This window comes from Streptomyces sp. NPDC013455 (assembly GCF_040632975.1).
GTDB lineage: Bacteria > Actinomycetota > Actinomycetes > Streptomycetales > Streptomycetaceae > Streptomyces.
Map to the genome: position 1 here is coordinate 78,442 of NZ_JBEYCX010000017.1, position 21,787 is coordinate 100,228.

The 21,787-nt window shown below is 72.1% G+C and carries 19 protein-coding genes and 1 pseudogene; 7 read left to right on the plus strand and 13 right to left on the minus strand.

Annotated features, from left to right (window positions below; all coding sequences use genetic code 11):
- Positions 1 to 6: 6 nt before the first annotated feature.
- Positions 7 to 1,182 carry a glycerophosphodiester phosphodiesterase gene (locus ABZ576_RS25155; RefSeq protein WP_360744975.1) on the minus strand — a complete coding sequence of 392 codons (1,176 nt, stop codon included), beginning with the start codon at positions 1,180 to 1,182 and terminating at the stop codon, positions 7 to 9.
- A gap of 292 nt (positions 1,183 to 1,474) precedes the next feature.
- Here ABZ576_RS25155 and ABZ576_RS25160 point away from each other — a divergent pair, with 292 nt between their 5' ends.
- Positions 1,475 to 2,197, plus strand: coding sequence for a lysophospholipid acyltransferase family protein (locus ABZ576_RS25160; protein WP_360744978.1), 723 nt, complete (start codon positions 1,475 to 1,477; stop codon positions 2,195 to 2,197).
- 125 nt (positions 2,198 to 2,322) lie between these two features.
- Positions 2,323 to 3,951, plus strand: a complete 1,629-nt coding sequence (locus ABZ576_RS25165) for a multicopper oxidase family protein (RefSeq protein WP_360744981.1) — start codon at positions 2,323 to 2,325, stop codon at positions 3,949 to 3,951.
- 3 nt (positions 3,952 to 3,954) lie between these two features.
- On the opposite strand, the gene ABZ576_RS25170 is transcribed toward ABZ576_RS25165, so the two are convergent.
- The 5 genes from ABZ576_RS25170 to ABZ576_RS25190 all read right to left on the minus strand — a co-directional run bounded on the left by ABZ576_RS25170 (position 3,955) and on the right by ABZ576_RS25190 (position 10,055).
- Entirely contained in the window at positions 3,955 to 5,478 is a 1,524-nt protein-coding gene (locus tag ABZ576_RS25170; protein ID WP_360744984.1) for an MFS transporter, read from the minus strand.
- Positions 5,475 to 6,041: a helix-turn-helix domain-containing protein gene (locus tag ABZ576_RS25175; protein ID WP_360744987.1), complete on the minus strand. Its 567-nt coding sequence runs from the start codon at positions 6,039 to 6,041 to the stop codon at positions 5,475 to 5,477. Before ABZ576_RS25175 ends, ABZ576_RS25170 begins: the two co-directional genes overlap by 4 nt.
- 133 nt (positions 6,042 to 6,174) lie before the next feature.
- The gene (locus tag ABZ576_RS25180) at positions 6,175 to 7,146 is read right to left on the minus strand and encodes an aldo/keto reductase (protein WP_360744990.1); all 972 of its coding nucleotides are present in this window, start codon (positions 7,144 to 7,146) and stop codon (positions 6,175 to 6,177) included.
- A 154-nt stretch (positions 7,147 to 7,300) separates the two neighbouring features.
- Positions 7,301 to 8,734, minus strand: a complete 1,434-nt coding sequence (argH, locus tag ABZ576_RS25185) for an argininosuccinate lyase (RefSeq protein WP_360744993.1) — start codon at positions 8,732 to 8,734, stop codon at positions 7,301 to 7,303.
- Positions 8,735 to 8,861: 127 nt separating this feature from the next.
- Positions 8,862 to 10,055 carry an argininosuccinate synthase gene (locus ABZ576_RS25190; protein ID WP_360744996.1) on the minus strand — a complete coding sequence of 398 codons (1,194 nt, stop codon included), beginning with the start codon at positions 10,053 to 10,055 and terminating at the stop codon, positions 8,862 to 8,864.
- Positions 10,056 to 10,367: 312 nt separating this feature from the next.
- Here ABZ576_RS25190 and ABZ576_RS25195 point away from each other — a divergent pair, with 312 nt between their 5' ends.
- The 4 genes from ABZ576_RS25195 (at position 10,368) to ABZ576_RS25210 (ending at position 14,153) form a co-directional block, all read left to right on the plus strand.
- Complete coding sequence (locus ABZ576_RS25195) at positions 10,368 to 11,072, plus strand: L,D-transpeptidase family protein (RefSeq protein WP_360744999.1); 705 nt, start codon at positions 10,368 to 10,370, stop codon at positions 11,070 to 11,072.
- Between the two features lie 124 nt (positions 11,073 to 11,196).
- Positions 11,197 to 12,579 carry a ferredoxin reductase family protein gene (locus tag ABZ576_RS25200; RefSeq protein ID WP_360745002.1) on the plus strand — a complete coding sequence of 461 codons (1,383 nt, stop codon included), beginning with the start codon at positions 11,197 to 11,199 and terminating at the stop codon, positions 12,577 to 12,579.
- A gap of 16 nt (positions 12,580 to 12,595) precedes the next feature.
- Positions 12,596 to 13,360, plus strand: coding sequence for an FMN-binding protein (locus ABZ576_RS25205; RefSeq protein ID WP_360745005.1), 765 nt, complete (start codon positions 12,596 to 12,598; stop codon positions 13,358 to 13,360).
- A 52-nt stretch (positions 13,361 to 13,412) separates the two neighbouring features.
- A complete protein-coding gene (locus ABZ576_RS25210; RefSeq protein ID WP_360745228.1) occupies positions 13,413 to 14,153 on the plus strand; it encodes an FAD:protein FMN transferase in 741 nt (246 codons plus the stop codon).
- Between the two features lie 261 nt (positions 14,154 to 14,414).
- On the opposite strand, the gene ABZ576_RS25215 is transcribed toward ABZ576_RS25210, so the two are convergent.
- From ABZ576_RS25215 to argC, 5 genes are read right to left on the minus strand one after another with little or no spacing between them, the layout of a single operon-like run.
- Positions 14,415 to 14,960, minus strand: coding sequence for an arginine repressor (locus tag ABZ576_RS25215; RefSeq protein ID WP_360745008.1), 546 nt, complete (start codon positions 14,958 to 14,960; stop codon positions 14,415 to 14,417).
- A gap of 7 nt (positions 14,961 to 14,967) precedes the next feature.
- Positions 14,968 to 16,173 (minus strand): acetylornithine transaminase, encoded by a 1,206-nt coding sequence (locus ABZ576_RS25220; RefSeq protein ID WP_360745011.1) that lies wholly within the window; start codon positions 16,171 to 16,173, stop codon positions 14,968 to 14,970.
- Positions 16,170 to 17,084, minus strand: coding sequence for an acetylglutamate kinase (gene argB, locus ABZ576_RS25225; protein WP_360745014.1), 915 nt, complete (start codon positions 17,082 to 17,084; stop codon positions 16,170 to 16,172). Before argB ends, ABZ576_RS25220 begins: the two co-directional genes overlap by 4 nt.
- On the minus strand, positions 17,081 to 18,232 hold the full coding sequence (gene argJ, locus ABZ576_RS25230; RefSeq protein ID WP_360745017.1) for a bifunctional glutamate N-acetyltransferase/amino-acid acetyltransferase ArgJ: 1,152 nt from the start codon (positions 18,230 to 18,232) through the stop codon (positions 17,081 to 17,083). The genes argB and argJ overlap by 4 nt, the downstream gene beginning before the upstream one ends.
- Positions 18,229 to 19,257 (minus strand): N-acetyl-gamma-glutamyl-phosphate reductase, encoded by a 1,029-nt coding sequence (gene argC / locus ABZ576_RS25235; RefSeq protein ID WP_360745020.1) that lies wholly within the window; start codon positions 19,255 to 19,257, stop codon positions 18,229 to 18,231. The genes argJ and argC overlap by 4 nt, the downstream gene beginning before the upstream one ends.
- A 100-nt stretch (positions 19,258 to 19,357) precedes the next feature.
- Here argC and ABZ576_RS25240 point away from each other — a divergent pair.
- Positions 19,358 to 20,376: pseudogene (locus ABZ576_RS25240) on the plus strand (AMP-binding protein); the annotation flags it as partial.
- 88 nt (positions 20,377 to 20,464) lie between these two features.
- Here ABZ576_RS25240 and ABZ576_RS25245 read toward each other — a convergent pair.
- Both ABZ576_RS25245 and ABZ576_RS25250 read right to left on the minus strand, forming a co-directional pair.
- Positions 20,465 to 20,818: a GtrA family protein gene (locus tag ABZ576_RS25245; protein ID WP_360745023.1), complete on the minus strand. Its 354-nt coding sequence runs from the start codon at positions 20,816 to 20,818 to the stop codon at positions 20,465 to 20,467.
- A complete protein-coding gene (locus ABZ576_RS25250) occupies positions 20,818 to 21,768 on the minus strand; it encodes a glycosyltransferase family 2 protein (RefSeq protein WP_360745025.1) in 951 nt (316 codons plus the stop codon). Before ABZ576_RS25250 ends, ABZ576_RS25245 begins: the two co-directional genes overlap by 1 nt.
- Between the last annotated feature and the right edge of the window lie 19 nt (positions 21,769 to 21,787).

Below are 21,787 nucleotides of genomic sequence, written 5' to 3' on the forward strand. Positions count from 1 at the left end.
CCGCGGTCAGCCGTCCAGGAAGTCGGCGCGGGCGAGCAGACCGGTGTCGGGGTTGTCGGTGAAGACGCCGTCGATACCCGTCGCGAAGTACCTCCGGTAGGCACCGAAGACGTCACCGTAGGCGTCGGCCGCGCCGCCCTTGCGGTACTCGGCCGGCAGGAAGGGGTTCTCGTTGCGCACGGTATAGGGGTGCAGGATCAGGCCCACCTTGTGCGCGTCCGAGACCAGCGTGGTCGGCTCGCCCAGGGTGCCGTCCGCCTTCTTCGGGATGACCAGGTCCAGCGTCGGGCCGATGCCCTGGGCGTAGCCGGCGATCTCGCGCAGGCCCTTGGGCGTGATCAGGTCGGCGACCGTGCGCGGGTCGTTCGCCTCGACGAAGTCGTACGGGCGGCTGTTCGCCGCGGAGAGCAGGACGACGAGCGGGTTGTCGACCAGCTGGTTCAGCCTCTGGATGCTGGTGGGCTCAAAGGACTGGAGGATGACCGGGGAGTTGCGGCCGTCCTTGTCGTACTTGCGCAGCAGCTTCGCGACCCGCTCCTCCAGGCCGAGGCCCAGCTTGCGGAAGTAGGTGGGGTGCTTGGTCTCGGGGTAGATCCAGACCTGCTTGCCGCGCTTGCGGGTCTCCTCGTCCTGCCACTTCAGGACCTCTTCGAAGGTGGGTATCTCCCAGCGGCCGTTGTAGAGGGTGTTGTGCGGCCGGTTGGCCGGGATGCGCTCCACGGCGCGCAGCGTCTTCAGCTCGGCGAGCGTGAAGTCCTCGGTGAACCAGCCGGTGGTCGCAACGCCGTCCAGCACCTTGGTGGTCTTGCGGCCGGCGAACTCCGGGCGGGAGGCGACGTCCGTGGTCCCGCCGATCTCCGGCTCGTGACGGCAGACCAGGTGGCCGTCCTTGGTGGGCACCAGGTCGCCCGCCTCCACCACGTCGGCGCCGAGGTCCAGGGCCAGGTCGTAGGAGCCGAAGGTGTGCTCGGGGCGGTAACCGCTGGCACCGCGGTGGCCGATGACGGTCGGCACCGGCAGGCTCTTCAGTCCGCGGCCGCCGTGCCCCGCCGGCCGGGTCCCGGTGGCCTGGGCGGTGCCGGGCAGACCGAGGACCGCTCCGCCCGCGCCGAGCACCGCGGCGCCGAGAAGCGCCCGCCGTCCCGTCTGCCGCTTCCGCCCGTTCGCCTGGTCACTGTCCATGAGCGCCCTCCTGTCGCCTTCGTCCGTCGGTGCGGCCCGATCGTAGGGGCGCGCACATGACGGGTGGGAGGCTCTGGTTCGAACACGCGGGTGAACTCGTGTGTCGTGCGGGCGGCGGAAGGTGACGGGCCGTCCGTACCGGCGCCCCGGCGCACGCGATGTCCGTCACATCGCCGTCCGGCCGTCACGCGCCGTCCTCGGCGCGCCACCGCAGGTAAACCCGTGTCAATACTTCGTAAGACCTCGGTGAACCGGGCGTCCCCGATGTGCGCACGGACCGTGCCCCCGAGTAATGTCCTCACCTGCACAGACACATAACGCCCCCTCGACATCGGAGGACCCGTTGTCCCGCTTCGCGCTCATCAAGGCAGTGCTCGGACCGATCATGCGCCTGATGTTCCGCCCACAGGTGGAGGGCGTGGAGAACATTCCCGGGGACGGACCGGTGATTCTGGCCGGTAATCACCTCACCTTCATCGACTCCATCGTGCTGCCGCTGGTCACCAAGCGGCAGGTGTTCTTCATCGGCAAGGACGAGTACGTCACCGGCAAGGGCCTCAAGGGCCGGCTGATGGCGTGGTTCTTCACGGGCGTCGGCATGATCCCGGTGGACCGGGACGGCGCGAGCGGCGGCGTGGCCGCGCTGATGACGGGACGGCGGATCCTGGAGGAGGGCCGGATCTTCGGGATCTACCCCGAGGGCACGCGGTCTCCCGACGGGCGGCTGTACCGCGGCCGCACCGGCATCGCGCGGCTGACGCTGATGACCGGGGCGCCGGTCGTCCCGTTCGCCATGATCGGCACGGACAAGCTCCAGCCGGGCGGGCGCGGCATCCCGCGGCCGGGCCGGGTCACCGTCCGCTTCGGTGAGCCGCTGGAGTTCTCCCGCTACGACGGCATGGACCGGGACCGGTACGTGCTGCGGGCGGTGACCGACTCCGTGATGGCCGAGGTCATGCGGCTGTCGGGCCAGGAGTACGTGGACATGTACGCCACGAAGGCGAAGGCCGCCTAGCGGCGTCCGCCGGGCGGGCGCCGTACGGGCGTCCGTCCGCCTGCCGGTGGAATCTACCGGCGACACATCCGGCATTCGGCCGTATGCGAGCGGCCTAATGACCACACAACATGTCTGATTCAGACATGTACAAACCTTCTCGGCGCACTCTGCTCCGCACCCCGATCGCCGCCGCCGGCGCGGGATTCCTGGCAGCCTGCACCAGCTCCGGTTCCGAGCCCAGCTCCGGCCCCCAACGCGCGAGCGGCGGGGAGAAGTTCGTCCCGGACGGGCCCAAGGGGTACGTCAACCCGTCGGATCCGGAGGTCCTCGCCGCCGAGCGCAAACGCGGGTCCGGCCGCGTCCGCACCGTCAGGTTCACCGCCGCCGAAACCGAACTGGACCTCGGCGGACGGACCGTCCGGACGTGGGCGTACAACGAGGAGGTGCCGGGCCCGCTGGTGCGGGCCACCGCCGGCGAGGTACTCGACCTGACGCTCGCCAACCGGCTGCCGGAGACGACGACCCTGCACTCGCACGGGGTCCGGCTGCGCTGCGACATGGACGGCGTGCCGGACCTGACCCAGCGGGCCATCCACCCCGGCGCCGACTTCCGGTACCACTTCGCCGTCGAGCACCCGGGAACCTACCTGCTGCACTCCCACGTCGGGATGCAGCCCGACCGCGCGCTGTACGCGCCCCTCGTCGTCGACGACCCCAGGGAGCCCCTCTCCTACGACCACGAGTGGCTCGTGGTCCTGGACGACTGGCTCGACGACGTGGACGGCTCCACCCCCGAAGGGGTGCTGAGCCAGCTCAAGCCCGGCGGCTCCATGGACATGGGAGGCATGGACATGGGTTCCGGCCACGGCAGCCAGGGCCACGGCCGGCCGGCGAGCGCGCACCCGTCGCCGTCCAGGAAGAGCACGGGTCCCAACCGGGTGCTGCACAAGTCCCACAGCCGCATGCTCCACGGGGAGGGCGGCAGCGTCGCCTATCCGCACTACCTGGTCAACGGACGGCTGCCGGGCGATCCGTCGGTGTTCCGCTGCCGTCCCGGCGACCGGGTGCGGCTGCGCATCATCAACGCCGGGTCCGAGACCGCCTTCCGGGTCGCGCTGGGCGGCCACCGGATGACCGTCACGCACACCGACGGCTATCCGGTGAAGCACAAGGAGACCGACGCCCTGCTGGTCGGCATGGCGGAGCGGTACGACGTCCTGATCACCGCCCGGGACGGTGTCTTCCCGCTGGTCGCGCTCCCCGAGGGCAAGAAGGGCAAGGCCCTCGCCGTGCTGCGCACCGACAAGGGCTCCGGCGGCCTGCCCCCGGCCGGCGTCCGCCCGGACGAGCTCGACGGGAAGACCGTCCCCGCCCGCCGGCTCCTGCCCGAGGACTCCGTGGCGCTCGACGACCGGAAGCCCGACCGCGAGATGCGCATCCGGATCACCGGCACCATGCAGAAGTTCGACTGGGGGTTCGACCACAAGCCGTACTCCCCGCAGCAGCGCCACGCCGTCCGAGCCGGCGAGCGGGTGCGGCTCACCCTCGTCAACGCCACGGACATGTGGCACCCGATGCACCTGCACGGGCACACCTTCTCGCTGACCGGCCTGGACTCCGTGGGCGCGCGCAAGGACACCGCGCTCGTGCTGCCGCACCGGAAGCTGGTGATCGACTTCGACGCCGACAATCCGGGGCTGTGGATGCTGCACTGCCACAACCAGTACCACTCGGAGAGCGGGATGATGACGGTGCTGGGCTACAAGCGCTGACCGTCAGCCGGCGCCGTCCAGCTTCTGTCCCTTCAGCAGGAACCACGCCACCGCCGCTGCCGCCAGCAGCACGGCCGCTCCCGCCGCCGAGGCCAGGTGGAGGCCGTGGACGAAGCTGTCCCGGGCCGCGTCCAGCAGCGCCTGCGCCTGGTGCGGGGGCATCTCGGCCGAGGCCTGCACCGCCGCGCCCAGGGACTCGTGGGCCTCGGCCGGGGTGCCGGCCGGGCCCGGGAAGCCGCGGTAGACGCCGGTCACGATGGAACCGAGCAGGGCGATGCCCAGGGCCGCGCCGAGTTCGTACGCCGTCTCGGAGACCGCCGAGGCGGCTCCCGCCTGCTCCTTGGGGACGCTGGAGAGGATGACCTCGGCGGTCACCGTGAAGGAGAAGCCCGCGCCGACGCCCACGACCAGCAGGGCGGCGCCGAGGACCGGGTAGCCGGTGGACTGGCCCACGGTCGTCAGGGCGGCCAGGGCCACACCGACCGCGGCCAGGCCGCCCGCGACCACCGTGCGGACCGCGAAGCGCCGGGCGGCACGGCCGGCGATCAGACCGGCCGCCACCGCACCGACCGCCGCGGGCAGTTCGGCCAGGCCCGCCTCGAACGGACGCCGGTCCTGCACGAGCTGGAGGAACTGGGAGAGGAAGAACACCAGCCCGGACATGCCGAGGACGGTCAGCAGGTCGGCGAGGACCGCCCCGCCGAAGCCACGGCGCCGGAACAGGCGCATGTCCAGCAACGGGACGGGCATGGTCAGCTGGCGGCGGACGAACCCGTACAGGGCGGCCGCACCGAGCAGGCCGGAGCCGAGGGTCGCCGCCGTGACGCCGTGGGTGGCGGCCTCCTTGACGGCGTAGACGACGGCGATCATGCCGACGAGCGACAGGGCGACGCTGGCCAGGTCCCAGGGGCCCGGGTGCGGGTTGCGGGATTCGGGCAGCGTGCGGATGCCGACCAGGACCAGGACGGCCATCACCGGCAGGTTGATGAGGAAGACCGAGCCCCACCAGAAGTGCTCCAGCAGGAATCCGCCGGCGATGGGGCCGACGGCCGTACCGGCGGAGGCGGTGGCGCCCCAGATGCCGACGGCGATGCTGCGCTCGCGCGGGTCGTGGAAGATGTTGCGGATCAGGGCCAGGGTGGCGGGCATCAGGGTCGCGCCCGCGACACCGAGCAGCGCCCGGGCCAGGATCATCGTCTCGGGTGTCGTCGCGTAGGCGCCCAGCACGGACAGCGCACCGAAGGCGGTGGCGCCGCCCAGCAGGATCCGCTTGCGGCCGATGCGGTCGCCGAGGCTGCCCATGGAGACCAGCAGACCGGCGATGACGAAGGAGTAGACGTCGCCGATCCACAGCATCTGGGTGCCGGAAGGGGCCAGGTCCTCGCTGATGTAGGGGGTCGCCAGGCCGAGTACGGTGGCGTCGACGGCCACCAGCAGCACGGCCAGGACCAGGACGGAGAGCGCGAGCCAGCGGCCCGGGCGCTTCCCCTCCTCGGTCACGGGTGCCGGCTGCAGGGTGCTGGTCATGATTCCTTCCTCAGTGGGGTGTCGGTCCGTCGTGCGCCGCCCAGCAGCAGCTCGACGATCATGTAGGTGAAGTCCTTGGCGGCCACCCGGCCCTCGGCCACCGCCCAGGCACCGGAGCCCAGCAGGCCGTAGAGCGCCTCGGTGAGCCAGGCCGGGGTGAGGTCGATACGGAACTCGCCGTTCTCCTGGCCGCGCCGGAACAGCGCCGTGAGGCGTTCGTCGATGCGCGCCCAGCCCTGGTTCTGCCCCTCGCCCTCGAACAGCTGGTTCTCGGTGTAGAGGAACGCGAGGAGTCCGGCGGCGGGTTCGATCGCCCGGACCAGACGGCGCACGGCATCGGCCGCGGGGCCCTCGTCCAGGCGGGCCGCGTCCAGCGCCGCCTCGCACTCCGCGATACCGAGCGCTTCCAGGGCCCGGACGAGCGCGTCCCGGCCGGCGAAGTGGCGGTGCAGCGTGGCCCGGCTGATCCCGGCGGCCTTGGCGACCTCGTCCATGGTCGCGGTGGCTTTCCGGGTCAGCAGGGCGGCTGCGCTGCGCAGCACGTGGTCACGATCGAGAGCCATGAGACAAGAGTAGCCCACGTGAGACATCTTTGTCTCACAACGGGCACGCGTGACTCATCAGTGCTGGTCACGGCTGGTCGGTGCGGGTCGGTGGATGGCCCGTGGCCGGCCGGTGCCGGTCGGCGGGTGAGCGTCAGTGCCAGGGCAGCTGCCCGCGCCGCTCCCAGTAGGCGTGCGGGTCCTCCGCCAGCGTGGCGAGCAGCGTGAGCTGGTCCACGTCGAGGTCGACGGCGGGGGCGTGCAGGTTGGAGACGAGCTGGGCGACGGTCGCGGCACCCGAGAGGACGACGCCGGCCCAGGGCCGGCGCAGGATCCAGGCGAGGGCGACGGCGTCGCAGCCGAGTCCCGTCGCGGCGGCCACGTCCCGCAGCGCGTCCGGGGCGTGCGGTCCGGCCAGCCGGCCGTTGGCCATGCCCTCCTTGACGATCACGGTGAGCCCGGCGTCGTGGGCCTCGGCGAGGGCCGGGCCGGCCGAGGGCTCCAGGGCGTTGTACGTCGACTGGACGGTACGGAAGAGGGGTTCGCCGCCGACCGTCACGGCGAGCGCCGCGCGGATCGCGTCGGCCTGCGCCGGACCGCTGGTGGAGAAGCCGACGGTCAGGCCGCCGGCGGCGGCTTCCGCCAGCCTGGCGTGCAGCTCCTTGTCGGTGAGCGCGGGGCTGTCCGGGGTCACCGAGTGGATCTGGTAGAGGTCGAGCCGGTCGCCGAGCAGGGCCTCGGTCTCGGCGCGCTGCCGTTCGTAGGTGGCGAGGCTGTGGTCCTTGACCTCGTGCGTCTCGGCCCTGGCCGACCAGCCGGCGGTGTAGGTGTAGCCCCACTTGCTGCCGACGACCACGTCGTCGATGTCCGGCCGGGCCTGGAGCCAGCCGGCCAGGAACTCCTCGGAGCGGCCGTAGGAGCGGGCGACGTCGAAGTACCGCACGCCCTGGGCGTAGGCGGCGTCGAGGAGGTCGTGCGTGCGGGTGCGGAGGGCTTCGACGCTGCGGTCCGCTCCGAGGTCCTCCTCCCGGCCGAGGTTGATGTAGCCGGGGCGGCCGACGGCGGCCAGGCCGAGGCCGATGTGACAGGTGGGGGTCGTTGCTGCGGCCAGTCGCGCGAAGGGCATCGCGGGCTCCGTTCGGTCGGCTCCGGTACGGCTGCGACCAACGTAACCCTTGATGACCTTCGCCCCGGCACTCGGCCGGCGCGGTGTTCCGGCGAGTACGCCCGTGCGGCGGCGTGCCGCGCGGTTCCCCCGCCCCGTCCGGCGCGCCCCCGCCTCAGCCCTTCTTCTTGGCCTGCGCCCACTGGTGCTGGCGCGCCACGTCCGCCTTGACCTCCGTCAGCTGGACGGCGACCGCGCCGGGTGCCGTACCGCCCCGGCCGTCGCGGGAGGCGAGGGCTCCGGGGACGTTGAGGACGGACCGCACCCGGGGGGTCAGGTGCGGGGAGATCTTCGCGAACTGCTCGTCCGTGAGGTCGTCCAGCTCCTTGCCCTCGGCCTCGGCGACCTTGACGCACTCCCCCGCGACCTCGTGCGCGACGCGGAACGGCACGCCCTGCTTGACCAGCCACTCCGCGATGTCGGTGGCCAGCGAGAACCCGGCCGGGGCCAGCTCCTCCATGCGCTCGCGGTTGACGGTGAGGGTGGCGATCATGCCGGTGAAGGCGGGCAGCAGCACCTCGAGCTGGTCGCAGGAGTCGAAGACCGGCTCCTTGTCCTCCTGGAGATCGCGGTTGTAGGCGAGCGGCAGGGCCTTCAGGGTGGCGAGGAGACCGGTGAGGTTGCCGATCAGGCGGCCGGACTTGCCCCGGGCCAGCTCGGCGATGTCCGGGTTCTTCTTCTGCGGCATGATCGACGAGCCCGTGGAGAAGGCGTCGTGCAGGGTGACGAAGGAGAACTCCTTCGTGTTCCAGATGATGATCTCCTCGGCGATCCGGGAGAGGTTCACACCGATCATCGCGGTGATGAAGGCGAACTCGGCGACGAAGTCGCGGGAGGCCGTGCCGTCGATGGAGTTGCCGACGCTGCCGTGTTCGAAGCCGAGGTCCTCGGCCACCGCCTCCGGGTCCAGGCCGAGCGAGGAGCCCGCGAGGGCGCCGGAGCCGTACGGCGACACCGCCGTCCGCTCGTCCCACTGGCGCAGCCGCTCGGCGTCCCGGGACAGGGACTGCACATGGGCGAGCACGTGGTGGGCGAAGAGCACCGGCTGGGCGTGCTGGAGGTGGGTGCGGCCGGGCATCGCCACGTCCGGGTGGGCCTCGGCCAGGCCGATCAGCGCGTCCTGGAGGTCGGCGATCAGACCGCCGATGATGCGGGCGTGGTCGCGCAGGTACATCCGGAAGAGGGTGGCGACCTGGTCGTTGCGGGACCGGCCGGCGCGGAGCTTGCCGCCGAGGTCGGGGCCGAGACGCTCCAGCAGGCCGCGCTCCAGGGCCGTGTGGACGTCCTCGTCCGCGATGGTGCCGACGAAGGCCCCCGACTCCACGTCGGCTTCGAGCCGGTCGAGGCCCGCGATCATGCGCTGGAGCTCGTCCTCGGTGAGCAGCCCCGCCTTGTGCAGCACGCGCGCGTGGGCACGCGAACCGGCGATGTCGTAGGGCGCGAGCCGCCAGTCGAAGTGGACGGACGCGGACAGCTTGGCCAGGGCCTCGGCGGGACCGTCGGCGAAACGGCCGCCCCAGAGCCGTACGTCACCGCTGTTGCTGCTCACTTGCCTGCTCCTCGGAAGCTTGTTGATGTGCCGTCAGCCGCTGATGTGCCACCGCCTCCCCGCCCTTGCAGGCGGGGAGGCGGCTGTCAGGCCGATGCGTGTGGGGTGACCCGGAGGCCGTACCCGCTCAGGCCAGGTCGCGCTTGGCCGCGATCTTCGACGACAGGCTGTAGATGTCGATGAAGCCCTTGGCCGCCGACTGGTCGAACGTGTCGCCGGTGTCGTAGGTCGCGAGGTTGAAGTCGTACAGCGACTCCTCGGAGCGCCGGCCGGTGACGACCGCGCGGCCGCCGTGCAGGACCATCCGGATGTCGCCGGTGACGTGCTGGTTGGCCTCGTCGATGAAGCCGTCCAGGGCGCGCTTGAGCGGGGAGAACCACTGGCCGTCGTAGACCAGCTCGCCCCAGCGCTGCTCGACCTGCCGCTTGTAGCGGGCCAGCTCGCGCTCGACGGTGACGTTCTCCAGCTCCTGGTGGGCGGTGATCAGGGCGATCGCACCGGGGGCCTCGTAGACCTCGCGGGACTTGATGCCGACGAGGCGGTCCTCGACCATGTCGATCCGGCCGATGCCCTGGGCGCCGGCGCGCTCGTTGAGCTGCTGGATGGCCTGGAGGACGGTGACGGGCCTGCCGTCGATGGCGACCGGGACGCCCGCCTTGAAGCTGATGACCACCTCGTCGGCCTCGCGCGGCAGGGCCGGGTTGGAGGTGTACTCGTAGATGTCCTCGATCGGGGCGTTCCAGATGTCCTCCAGGAAGCCCGTCTCGACCGCGCGCCCGAAGACGTTCTGGTCGATGGAGTACGGGGACTTCTTGGTGGTGGCGATCGGGAGCTGCTTGTCCTCGCAGAAGGCGATCGCCTTGTCACGGGTCATCGCGTAGTCGCGGACCGGGGCGATGCACTTCAGGTCGGGGGCGAGGGCGACGATGCCGGCCTCGAAGCGGACCTGGTCGTTGCCCTTGCCGGTGCAGCCGTGGGCGACCGTGGTGGCGCCGTGCTTCTGGGCGGCGGCGACCAGGTGCTTGACGATGGTCGGCCGGGACAGGGCGGAGACCAGCGGGTAGCGGTCCATGTAGAGGGCGTTGGCCTTGATCGCCGGGAGGCAGTACTCGTCGGCGAACTCGTCCTTGGCGTCCGCGACCTCGGCCTCGACGGCGCCGCACGCGAGGGCGCGCTTGCGGATGACGTCCAGGTCCTCGCCGCCCTGGCCGACGTCGACCGCAACGGCGATGACCTCGGCGCCCGTCTCCTCGGCGATCCAGCCGATGGCGACGGAGGTGTCCAGACCGCCTGAGTAGGCGAGTACGACGCGCTCGGTCACGGGTTTTCTCCTCACAGTGCATTCGCTGATATGCATGAGTATGCAGGGCTCTGCATGATTCGTCAATCAGCCTCAAGGGTGACGGCGGCCGCACGGGTGGGGGGCGGAAGACACCACGGACGGGCCCGCACGGGTGGGGGGCGGAAGACACCACGGACGGGCCCGCACGGGTGGGGGGCGGAACACACCGCGACGGGCCCGCACGGATGGTGAACGGGGAGCGCGTCGCGTGGGGCCCGGGAGCGCGTCGCGTGGGGCCCGGACGGACCACCCGGGCTGCCGGGTCCGCTGCCGCCGTCTAGCGTCCGGACCATGCGCCTCCGTGTGGTCACCGCCCTCGTCTCCCTCTCCTGCCTCACCCTGCTCGGTGCCGCGCCCGAACCCGGCCCGGCGCCGCTGCCGGCACGGATGGCGGACACCGGCGGGGGCAGCCAGCTGATCGTCGCCGAGGCCCCGGGCACCGGCGCCACGACCGGCACGGTCGGCTGGTGGGACCTGCGGGACGGCGAGTGGGTCCAGGCGGGTTCGGCACCGGCCCGGTTCGGGGCGGGCGGGCTGGTCGAGGGCGGCACCCGGGTGCAGGGCACCAACACCACGCCGACCGGCCTGTACGGCCTTCCCTTCGGCTTCGGGATCAAGGCGGCGCCCGCCGGCACGGCCGTCCCCTACCGGCCCGTCCGGGAGAGCTCCTGGTGGTGCCAGGACAACGACTCCCGCTCGTACAACCGCTGGGTCGACCCCCTGCCCGCCGACTGCCGTGCCGCCGAGTCCGAACACCTCGTCGACTTCCGGGAGCAGTACGCGTACGGCCTGGTCATCGGCTTCAACTACGACCGGCCCGTGCGCGGGCGCGGGGCGGGGATCTTCCTGCACGTCGACGGACCGGGCGCGACGGCCGGGTGTGTGTCGGTGCCGGAGGCCGACATGCGGCGGATCCTCCAGTGGGCCGTGCCCGGCAAGGAGCCGCACATCGCCATCGGCACGGCGAGCGGGGCCACGGCCGTCACCCGGTACTGACAGGGCGGCACCGGCAGGGCTCCGCCGGCCGAGGGCCCAGGCGGGGCGGCTCGGGCGGCCCCTGAACGTTCGGCGCACCCGGCACGTATCTGTGGGCCAAGGGTCAAGTCCCCCCGGAGGAACCGTGACCACCACGCTCGCAGGCGGACGTGCCGCCCGCCGACAGACGATGCGCCGCATCCGCCCGCGCCGCTCCCCGGCCGTCCCGCTGCTGCTCGCCGTCTGGGCGGGCGCGGCGGCCGTGCTGTGGCTGTGGTGGCAGCAGACACCCGCCATCGCCGACACCACCGGCCGGATCCTCGGCGCGGGCCGGATCACCGGCCTGCTGGCCGGCTACCTGATGGCACTGGTCGTGCTCCAGATGGCGCGCGTCCCGGCGCTGGAGCGGCGGGTCGGCTCCGACCGGGTGGCCCGCTGGCACGCGATGAGCGGCCGGTACACGCTGAGCCTGGTCGTGGCGCACGTCTTCCTCACCATGTGGGGGTACGCGCGCCAGGCGGGCAGGTCGCTCGGCGACATCGCGGCGCAGACCGTCGAATCGGTCGAGCAGCTGCCGGACATGGGCAAGGCCGCCGTCGGCACCGGCCTGTTCGTGGTCATCGGCCTGACGTCGATCGGCCCGGTCCGGCGCCGGCTGCCGTACGACGCCTGGTACCACGTCCACCTGCTGACCTACGCGGCGGTGTTCCTGACGTTCTGGCACCAGATCAGCACAGGCAACGAGTTCGCGGCGGAGCCCACCGCCAAGACCTTCTGGTACGGCCTGTACGGCGCGGTCACCGCGCTGCTGCTCTGGTACCGGATCCTCACCCCCGTCCGGCTGAACCTGCGCCACCGCATGCGGGTGGAGGCGGTGGTCGAGGAGACGCCGGGCATCGTGTCGGTGCTGATCGGCGGGCGCAGGCTGCACCGGATGGGGGCGGAGGCGGGCCAGTTCTTCCGCTGGCGGTTCCTCGCCCCGGGGATGCGCTTCAGCTCCCACCCGTACTCCCTCTCGGCGGCCCCGCGCCCCGGCATGCTGCGGATCACGGTGAAGGCGATCGGCGACCACAGCGCCCGGCTGCGGGAGCTGGAGCCCGGCACGAAGGTGTGGGCCGAGGGCCCGTACGGCGCGCTCACCGCGCAGCGGCGCAGCCGGGGCAAGGTGCTGCTGGTGGCGGGCGGCGTCGGCATCACGCCGATGCGCGCGCTGTTCGAGACGCTGCCCGGAGCCGCCGGGGACATCACGCTCCTCTACCGGGCGAACACCACCCAGGACCTGGCCCTGTGGGACGAGCTGGCGGCGATCGCCGAGGAGCGGGGCGCCCGGCTGATGTACGCGGTGAACAGCCCGGAGGGCGAGCGGCCGGACATCTCCGCGGAGAGCCTCCGGCGGAAGATCCCGGACGTCGAGACGCATGACGTGTTCATGTGCGGTCCGCCCGGCTTCGCGCAGTCGGTGTTCGAGGCCCTGCGCGAGGCGGGGGTGCCGGCCCGCCGTATCCACCACGAGTCGTTCGAGATGTGAGCGGAGCTGCGAAGCGATGAGGAAGAGCCACCCCGTCCGGAGGGTCGTGCTGGCCACCGCCGCGACCGTGTCCGGAGTCGTGCTGATGCTGTCGCTGAAGCCGGCGTCCGATCCGGCCGCCGCGTCGGCGGCGGGCACCGCCCCGCAGCAGTCGGCGGCGGGGCGGGAGTCGCCGCAGGGCGGCGCGGCGGACGGTGCCCGGGCCGGCTCCGGCACGGTGACCGGTGACGCGGTACGGACGCAGTACGGGGCCGTGCAGGTACGGCTGACCGTCAGCGACGGCAGGATCACCAGGGCGGAGGCGGTCCAGGCGCCCGAGGGCGGCCTCAGCGCGCAGAAGACCGAGCTCGCCGTCCCGAAACTCAACCGGCAGGCGGTGGCGGCGCAGAGCGCCGACATCGACACGGTGTCCGGGGCCACGTACACGAGCGAGGGGTACCGGAAGTCGCTCCAGTCGGCGCTCGACAGAATGGAACCGGCGTCCCCGGGTCCGTCCGGCGCCGCGCAGGCCCGCACGGTCACCGGGAAGGCCGTGCCGACCCGGTACGGGCCGGTCCAGGTGCGGATCACGGTGAGCGGCGGGAAGATCAGCAAGGCGGAGGCGGTCCAGGCGCCCGAGGGCGGCCTCAGCGCGCAGAAGACCGAGCTCGCCGTCCCCAGGCTCAACCGGCAGGCGGTGGCGGCGCAGAGCGCCGGCATCGACACGGTGTCCGGGGCCACCTACACCAGCACCGGCTACCGGCAGTCCCTCCAGTCGGCCCTGGACCAGGCCGGTGGCTGACGCGGTGGCCGAGGCGGAGCGGACGCCGGCGCTGCGTCACGCCGAGGAGGTCATGGGGACGGTCTTCTCCTTCGACGTCCGCGGCGGGGACCCGGAGGCGGTACGCGCGGCCCTCGCCGGGGCCGTCGCCGGTCTGCACCGGGCGGACGCCGTCTTCAGCACGTACCGCGCGGACAGCGAGGTGTCGCGGCTGGCGCGGGGCGAGCTGGGCGTGGCCGGGTGCGCTCCCGAGGTGGCCGAGGTGCTGGAGCTGGCGGCCGAGGCGGAGCGGGTGAGCGAGGGGTGGTTCAGCACCCGCTACCAGGGCTCGCTTGACCCCACCGGCATCGTCAAGGGCTGGGCCGTCGAGCGGGCGGCGCGGGCGCTGGCCGCGGTGGCCGGGGTGTGCGGGGTGAGCGTGAACGGCGGCGGGGACGTGCAGCTGCTCGGCGCGCCGGAGCCGCGGCGGGCGTGGCGGGTGGGGGTGGCCGACCCGCTCCGGCCCGGCGGGCTGGCCGCGGTGGTCTCGGCGGCCGGCGTGCCGGAGCTGGCGGTGGCCACCTCGGGGACGGCGGAGCGGGGGGCGCACATCGTGGATCCGCGCACGGGCCGGCCGGCGGTGACGGACCTGGTGGCGGTGACGGTGGTCGGACCCCGGCTGCTCTGGGCGGACTGCTGGGCCACGGCGGCGTTCGCGATGGGTTCGCGGGCGGGGCTCGCTTGGCTGGAGTCCCTGCCGGACACGGAGGGGCTGCTGATCACCGCGGGGGACGAGGTGCGGTGCACCGGGGGCCTGGCCGCGCGCCTGGGCTGACCACCGGCGCGATCACCGCCGGCATCACCACTGGTCACCACCGGCATCACCTCTGGTCACCACCGGCATCACCGCGGAACCCGCCGCATCACCGCGGAACCCGCCGGGGCCGCCATGGGCACCTCACCACCACGAAAGGGCGGGAGCGCGGCGACGGCGGCACGCTGTCGGTGGCCGCCGGGGGCTGCTCGCCCGGCCGCTCGCCGTGGGAGACCGTCCTGCCGGCCTCCGTCCGGCGGCCGGGCTCCGCCGCCGTGCGGGTCAGTGTCCGTTCTGCGCCAGCCTCAGCAGGTGGTCCGCCAGCGCCTGTCCCCCGCTCGGGTCCCGGCTGATCAGCAGCAGGGTGTCGTCGCCCGCGATGGTGCCGAGGATGTCGTGCAGCTCCGCCTGGTCGATGGCCGAGGCGAGGAACTGGGCCGCGCCCGGCGGTGTGCGCAGGACCACGAGGTTCGCCGAAGCCTCCGCGGAGATCAGCAGCTCCTGCGACAGGCGCCGCATCCGCTCCTCCTTCGCCGACCCCCCGAGCGGGGCCCGCGGGGTGCGGAAACCGCCCTCGCTCGGCACCGCGTAGATCAGGTCGCCGTCGGTGTTGCGGATCTTCACCGCGTTGAGCTCGTCCAGGTCCCGCGACAGCGTCGCCTGCGTGACGCTCAGCCCGTCGTCGGCGAGCAGCTTCGCCAGCTGGCTCTGCGACCGCACCGGCTGCCGGTTGAGGATGTCCACGATCCGGCGGTGCCGTGCGGTGCGGGTCTGCGGCACGGCGGGCCCGGCGCCCGCCGCGTGCTCGTGGTCCTGCGCCTCGCTCATCGTCGTCTCATTCTCCGGATCGTCCGTCCCCATCCACAGGGTTGGCTGCGTCGAGGATGCCGGGCAGCGCCTGGAGCAGCGCACCCGCCTCGTCGTCGCGGAGGTTCAGCGGCGGCATGAGCCGTACGACGTCGGGGGCGGGAGCGTTCACCAGGAAGCCGGCCTCCTGGGCCGCCTGTTGCACCTGTGGCGCGTGCGGCCCGGTGAGCACGATACCCAGGAGCAGGCCCGCACCCCGGACATGGTCGATCAACGGGTGGTCCAGGGCCGTGATCGCGTCCCGCAGCCTCTCGCCCTGCCGCTTGACGTTGTCGAGCAGGCCCTCGCTCTCGATGGTGTCGATCACGGCGAGCCCGGCGGCGCACGCGACCGGGTTGCCGCCGAAGGTCGTCCCGTGGTGCCCCGGCCCGAGCAGTTCGGCGGCCCGGCCGAAGGCCACGGTCGCACCCAGCGGGAGTCCGCCGCCCAGCTGCTTGGCCAGGGTGACGACGTCGGGCAGCACGCCCTCGTGGGCCTGGTACTCGAACCAGGTCCCGGTCCGCCCGACGCCCGTCTGCACCTCGTCCAGGACGAGCAGGGCGCCGGTGGCGGCGGTGATCGCCCGGGCCGCCTTCAGGTAGCCGGCCGGCGGCACGACCACGCCGTTCTCACCCTGGATCGGCTCGATGATCACCAGCGCGGTGTCCTCGGTGACCGCGGCGGCCAGCGCCTGCGCGTCACCGTAGGGGACGTGGGTGACCTCGCCGGGCAGCGGCCGGAACGGGTCCTGCTTGGCGGGCTGGCCGGTGAGCGCGAGGGCGCCCATCGTACGGCCGTGGAAGCCGCCGTCGGTGGCGACCATGTGCGTGCGCCCGGTCAGCCGGCCGATCTTGAAGGCGGCCTCGTTGGCCTCGGCGCCGGAGTTGCAGAAGAAGACCCGCCCCTCCCGCCCGAAGAGCGCCAGGAGACGTTCGGCGAGGGCGACGGTGGGCTCGGCCATGAAGAAGTTGGAGATGTGGCCGAGGGAGGCGATCTGCCGGCTGACGGCCTGGACGATCGCGGGGTGCGCGTGGCCGAGCGCGTTGGTGGCGATGCCGCCGACGAAGTCCAGGTATTCCCGGCCCTCGGCGTCCCACACCCTGGCGCCCTCACCCCGGACGAGGGGCAGGCGCGGGGTGCCGTAGTTGTTCATGAGCGCGCCCTGCCACCGCGCGGTCAGTTCCTGGTTGCTCATGACTCCCCCTGTTCGTACGGCTTCTCGTCGGGAACGACCATGGTGCCGATGCCTTCGTCGGTGAAGATCTCCAGCAGGATCGAGTGCTGGACCCGGCCGTCGATGACCCGCGCGGTCGTCACACCGTTGCGCACGGCGTGCAGGCAGCCCTCCATCTTCGGCACCATGCCGGAGCTCAGCTCCGGCAGCAGGACCTCCAGTTCGGAGGCGGTGAGGCGGCTGATCACCTCGTCGGAGTGCGGCCAGTCCTCGTAGAGGCCCTCGACGTCGGTGAGGACCATGAGGGTCTCGGCGCCCAGCGCCGCGGCGAGCGCCGCGGCCGCCGTGTCGGCGTTGACGTTGTAGACGTGGCCGTCGTCCTGGCTGCGGGCGATCGAGGAGACGACCGGGATGCGGCCGTCGGCGAGCAGCGCCTCGATCGCACCCGTGTCGATCGCGGTGATCTCCCCGACCCGCCCGATGTCGACCGGCTCGCCGTCGATCTCGGGCCGGTGCCGGGTGGCGGTGATGGTGTGCGCGTCCTCGCCGGTGAGGCCGACGGCGAGCGGGCCGTGCTGGTTGAGCAGGCCGACCAGCTCACGCTGCACCTGCCCGGCGAGCACCATCCGTACGACGTCCATGGCGTCCTCGGTGGTGACGCGCAGGCCCGCCTTGAACTCGCTGACGATGCCGTGCTTGTCGAGGGCGGCGCTGATCTGCGGGCCGCCGCCGTGCACGACGACCGGCTTGAGGCCGGCGTGCCGGAGGAAGACGACGTCCTGGGCGAAGGCCGCCTTCAGGTCCTCGTCCACCATGGCGTTGCCGCCGAACTTGATGACGACGGTCTTGCCGTGGTGCCGGGTCAGCCAGGGCAGGGCCTCGATGAGGATCTGGGCCTTGGGCAGTGCCGTGTGTTTCCGCGTCGTGGTCATGAGGAGTAGGCGCTGTTCTCGTGGACGTAGTCGGCGGTCAGGTCGTTCGTCCAGATCGTCGCGGTCTCGGAGCCGGCGGCGAGGTCGGCGACGATGTGCACCTCGCGGTAGCGCATGTCGACCAGCTCGCGGTCCTCGCCGACGGAGCCGTTCTTGCACACCCAGACGCCGTTGATGGCGACGTTGAGCCGGTCCGGCTCGAAGGCGGCGCTCGTGGTGCCGATGGCGGACAGGACGCGGCCCCAGTTGGGGTCCTCGCCGTGGATCGCACACTTGAGGAGGTTGTTGCGGGCGATGGAACGGCCCACCTCGACGGCGTCCTCCTCGCTGGCCGCGTTGACCACCTCGACCTTGATGTCCTTGCTGGCGCCCTCGGCGTCGCCGATGAGCTGCCGGCCGAGGTCGGCGCAGACCTGGCGTACGGCGTCGGCGAACTCCTCGTACGGCGGAGTGATGCCGGAGGCACCGGAGCCGAGCAGCAGCACGGTGTCGTTGGTGGACATGCAGCCGTCGGAGTCCACGCGGTCGAAGGTGACCTTGGTGGCGGCGCGCAGGGCCCGGTCCAGCTCCTCGTCGCCGAGGTCGGCGTCGGTGGTGAGGACGACGAGCATGGTGGCCAGGCCCGGGGCGAGCATGCCGGCGCCCTTGGCCATGCCGCCGACGGTCCAGCCGTCCCTGCTCACGACGGCGGTCTTGTGGACGGTGTCGGTGGTCTTGATGGCGATGGCGGCCTTCTCGCCGCCATGCTCGCTGAGGGAGCCGGCCGCCGTCTCCACGCCCTTGAGGAGCTTGTCCATGGGCAGCAGGACACCGATCAGTCCGGTGGAGCAGACGGCGACCTCGATGGCGCCGCGGCCGAGGACCTCGGCGACCTTCTCGGCGGTGGCGTGGGTGTCCTGGAAGCCCTTGGGGCCCGTGCAGGCGTTGGCGCCGCCGGAGTTCAGGACCACGGCCGACACCTGCCCGCCGCGCAGGACCTGCTCGGACCACAGCACCGGGGCGGCCTTCACCCGGTTGGAGGTGAAGACGCCCGCGGCGGCACGGCGGGGCCCGTCGTTGACCACGAGGGCCAGGTCGGGGTTGCCGTTCTCCTTGATCCCGGCGGCGATGCCCGCCGCCGTGAATCCCTTGGCTGCCGTGACGCTCACGGTGCGACTCCGATCGTGGACAGTCCCGTGGTCTCGGCGAGACCCAGGGCGAGGTTCATGCTCTGGACGGCACCGCCGGCGGTGCCCTTGGTCAGGTTGTCGATGGCGCTGATCGCGATGATGCGGCCCGCGGCGGCGTCGTGCGCGACCTGCACCTGAACGGCGTTGGAACCGTGGACGGACGCCGTGGCGGGCCACCGGCCCTCGGGGAGCAGGTGGACGAAGGGCTCGTCGGCGTAGGCCTTCTCGTAGGCGGTGCGGACGGACTGAGCCGTCACCCCGTCGGCGGCCTTGGCGCTGCACGTGGCGAGGATGCCGCGGGACATGGGCGCGAGGGTGGGCGTGAAGGAGACGGAGACCCGCTCCCCGGCCACCGCGCTGAGGTTCTGGATCATCTCGGGGGTGTGCCGGTGGCCGCCGCCGACGCCGTACGGCGACATGGAGCCCATGACCTCGCTGCCGAGCAGGTGCGGCTTGGGCGCCTTGCCGGCGCCGGAGGTGCCGGACGCGGCGACGATCACCGCCTCGGGCTCGGCGAGGCCGGCCGCGTAGGCCGGGAACAGGGCGAGGGAGACCGCGGTGGGGTAGCAACCGGGCACCGCGATGCGCCGGGTCCCGGTGAGCCGGGCGCGGGCGCCGGGGAGTTCGGGGAGGCCGTAGGGCCAGGTGCCGGCGTGCGGGGAGCCGTAGAAGGTCTCCCAGTCGGCCGGGTCCTCGAGCCGGAAGTCGGCGCCCATGTCGATCACGAGGACGTCGGGGCCGAGCCGCTCGGCGACGGCGGCGGACTGCCCGTGCGGCAGCGCCAGGAAGACGACGTCGTGCCCGGCGAGCGCCTCGGGCGTGGTCTCGGTGAGCACGCGGTCGGCCAGCGGCAGCAGGTGCGGCTGGAGCGTGCCGAGCCGCTGCCCGGCGTTGGAGTTCCCGGTCAGGGCACCGATCTCGACCTCGGGGTGCGCGAGGAGCAGGCGCAGGACCTCTCCGCCCGCGTATCCGCTCGCTCCGGCCACCGCCGCACGTACTGCCATGTCCACCCTCCTCTGGATGGCATGACTATACGTATCGCTGCACGTTTATGCAATCGACTTGCTCTCGGTCCCGGGGAGCATCTGCGACCGAGACTTTTAGTGGAACCTGGTCGCCTCCACCCCTCCTGACCGGCGCCACGACATGTACGTACGACGGCAGCCCAGCGCCCAGCTCGACATGCTGTGGGAGCTGGCCGCGCGCCACCGGGTCACCGTCTTCGGCACCAGCCCCCAGTACCTGCTGGGCATGGCCAAGTTCGGCATCGGCCCCTCGGCGCACGGTCTGTCCGCGATCCGTGTGGTCGGCTGCACCGGGTCCCCCCTGCCGGCGTCCGCCTACCCGTGGGTCCGCGACCACGTCGGTGAGCACGTCCTGCCGGCCTCCATCAGCGGCACCGACATCGTCTCCGGCTTCGCGGGCAGCGCCCCCAACACCCCGGTGTGGGCCTGTGAGTTGTCCGCACCACACCTGGGCATGGCGCTGGCCGCGTACGACGCCGACGCCTCGCCGGTGGTGGACCAGGTGGGCGAACTGGTCGTCACCCGCCCGATGCCCTCCATGCCGCTGTGCTTCTGGAACGACCCCGAGGGCACCGCTACCGGGACGCCTACTTCTCCTCCTATACGGGTGTCTGGCGGCACGGCGACTGGATCACGGTCACGGGGCATGGCTCGGTGATCGTCCACGGGCGCTCCGACAGCACGGTGAACCGCAACGGCGTACGCCTGGGCAGCGCCGACATCCACGACGTCGTCGAACGACTCCCCGAGATCGCCGAGGCCCTGATCACCGGCGCCGAGGAGCCGGACGGCGGCTACTGGACGCCGCTGTTCGTGGTCCCCGCCGCCGGTGTGCCCCTGGACGACACCCTGCGCGAGAGGATCAAGGACGCCATCCGTGCCGGCGCCTCGCCTCGTCACGTCCCCGACGAGGTCATCGAAGTGCCGGGCATCCCGCACACCCGTACCGGCAAGAAGCTGAAGGTCCCGGTCAAGCGGCTCCTCCAGGGCGCTCCGGTCGAGCAGGTCGTGGATCCGGCCGCGGTGGACGCTCCCGGCCTCATCGACCACTTCGCCCGCCTGGGCGCCGAGCGCCGAAAGGGCAGGACCAGCGGATGACCACCGTGCTCGGCGCCGTGATGTCCCTGGTCTTCCTCCCGCTGGACCTGCACGACTCGGAGCGAGATGTGCCAACCGAAATTCTCAGTCACAGCATCACGCGGCGGGAGACGAGGAAGGTGACCGGCACGGCGGCGGCGGAGGCGAGCAGCGGGGCGAAGCGGCTGCCGGCGTGCAGGACGTCGACGATCAGGTACACCCCGGCCGTCGTGATCAGGAAGTTGCTGAGGTTCGTCAGCGGGAACAGCAGGAATTTCCGCCAGGTGGGGCGGGTCCGGTAGGTGAAGCGGGCGTTGAGGAAAAAGGACCCGGTCATACTGAGCGTGAACGCCAGGACGTGTGCGGCCAGATAGGGAAAAGCGCTCAGGAAAAGCAGGTAAAGGCAGTAATAGGTCGCCGTGTTGACGACACCCACCACTGCGAAGGTCAGCATCTGCCGCATCAGGGAATGAGGTCCTTCGTCCGTTCCACGTTGGTCGCCTTCACCAGGAAGTGCGGGCGCCCCTTCACCTCGTAGTAGATGCGGCCGGTGTACTCCCCGATGACTCCCAGCATGACCATCTGCACGCCGGCGAGGGCGGTGACGGCGGTGATGATGGTCACATAGCCGGGGGTCCGGACGCCGTTGACGAGCGCGGCGCCCACGATCCAGGCGGTGTACAGCCCCGCGCACAGCAGCAGGCACACGCCGAGCCAGAGGGCGGCGCGCAGCGGGCGGTTGTTGAAGGAGAGCAGGCCGTCGAGGCCGTAGTTGAGCAGGCCGCGCAGGTTCCAGGAGCTGCGGCCGGCCTCGCGCGCGGCGTTCTGGTACTCGAAGGTGGTGCTCGGGAAGCCCACCCAGGCGAACAGGCCCTTGGAGAAGCGGTTGTACTCGGTGAGGGCCAGCACGGCGTCCACCACCCGGCGCGACAGCAGCCGGAAGTCGCCCACCCCGTCGACGAGCTCGACGTCGACGAGGCGGTTGACGAGCCGGTAGTACAGGCGCGCGGTGAGGGTCCGGGTGACCCGGTCGCCGGTGCGGGTCCGCTTGGCGATGACCTGGTCGTGGCCCTGTTCGCGCAGCTCGACCATCCGCCGGATCAGCCGCGGCGGGTGCTGGAGGTCGGCGTCCATGACGATCACCGAGTCGCCCGAGGCGTGCCGCAGTCCGGCGAGCAGGGCCGCCTCCTTGCCGAAGTTGCGGCTGAAGGAGACGTAGCGCACCCGGGAGTCGGTGTCCGCCAGGCGCTGGAGGACGGCGAGCGTACGGTCCCGGCTGCCGTCGTCCACGTACACGAACTCCATGTCGTGCCCGAGGGGCAGCAGCTCCTCGGCGACCTTCTGGACCTCCTCGTGGAAGCGCGCGACGACGTCTTCCTCGTTGTGGCAGGGCGCGACGATCGATATCAGCATGGTGGATCCCCCTGGGCGC

Bases quoted from the DNA above. Each gene is read 5' to 3' on its own strand.
- ABZ576_RS25215 (WP_360745008.1), bottom strand. From the start codon at position 14,960: ATGAGCGAGGCGCAGGACCACGAGCACGCGGCGGGCGCCGGGCCCGCC.
- ABZ576_RS25245 (WP_360745023.1), bottom strand. From the start codon at position 20,818: ATGCGGCAGATGCTGACCTTCGCAGTGGTGGGTGTCGTCAACACGGCG.
- ABZ576_RS25160 (WP_360744978.1), top strand. From the start codon at position 1,475: ATGTCCTCACCTGCACAGACACATAACGCCCCCTCGACATCGGAGGAC.
- ABZ576_RS25220 (WP_360745011.1), bottom strand. From the start codon at position 16,173: ATGAGCAACCAGGAACTGACCGCGCGGTGGCAGGGCGCGCTCATGAAC.
- ABZ576_RS25210 (WP_360745228.1), top strand. From the start codon at position 13,413: ATGGGGACGGTCTTCTCCTTCGACGTCCGCGGCGGGGACCCGGAGGCG.
- ABZ576_RS25250 (WP_360745025.1), bottom strand. From the start codon at position 21,768: ATGCTGATATCGATCGTCGCGCCCTGCCACAACGAGGAAGACGTCGTC.
- ABZ576_RS25205 (WP_360745005.1), top strand. From the start codon at position 12,596: ATGAGGAAGAGCCACCCCGTCCGGAGGGTCGTGCTGGCCACCGCCGCG.
- ABZ576_RS25165 (WP_360744981.1), top strand. From the start codon at position 2,323: ATGTACAAACCTTCTCGGCGCACTCTGCTCCGCACCCCGATCGCCGCC.
- argC (WP_360745020.1), bottom strand. From the start codon at position 19,257: ATGGCAGTACGTGCGGCGGTGGCCGGAGCGAGCGGATACGCGGGCGGA.
- argB (WP_360745014.1), bottom strand. From the start codon at position 17,084: ATGACCACGACGCGGAAACACACGGCACTGCCCAAGGCCCAGATCCTC.
- ABZ576_RS25180 (WP_360744990.1), bottom strand. From the start codon at position 7,146: ATGCCCTTCGCGCGACTGGCCGCAGCAACGACCCCCACCTGTCACATC.
- ABZ576_RS25170 (WP_360744984.1), bottom strand. From the start codon at position 5,478: ATGACCAGCACCCTGCAGCCGGCACCCGTGACCGAGGAGGGGAAGCGC.
- ABZ576_RS25175 (WP_360744987.1), bottom strand. From the start codon at position 6,041: ATGGCTCTCGATCGTGACCACGTGCTGCGCAGCGCAGCCGCCCTGCTG.
- ABZ576_RS25155 (WP_360744975.1), bottom strand. From the start codon at position 1,182: ATGGACAGTGACCAGGCGAACGGGCGGAAGCGGCAGACGGGACGGCGG.
- ABZ576_RS25195 (WP_360744999.1), top strand. From the start codon at position 10,368: ATGCGCCTCCGTGTGGTCACCGCCCTCGTCTCCCTCTCCTGCCTCACC.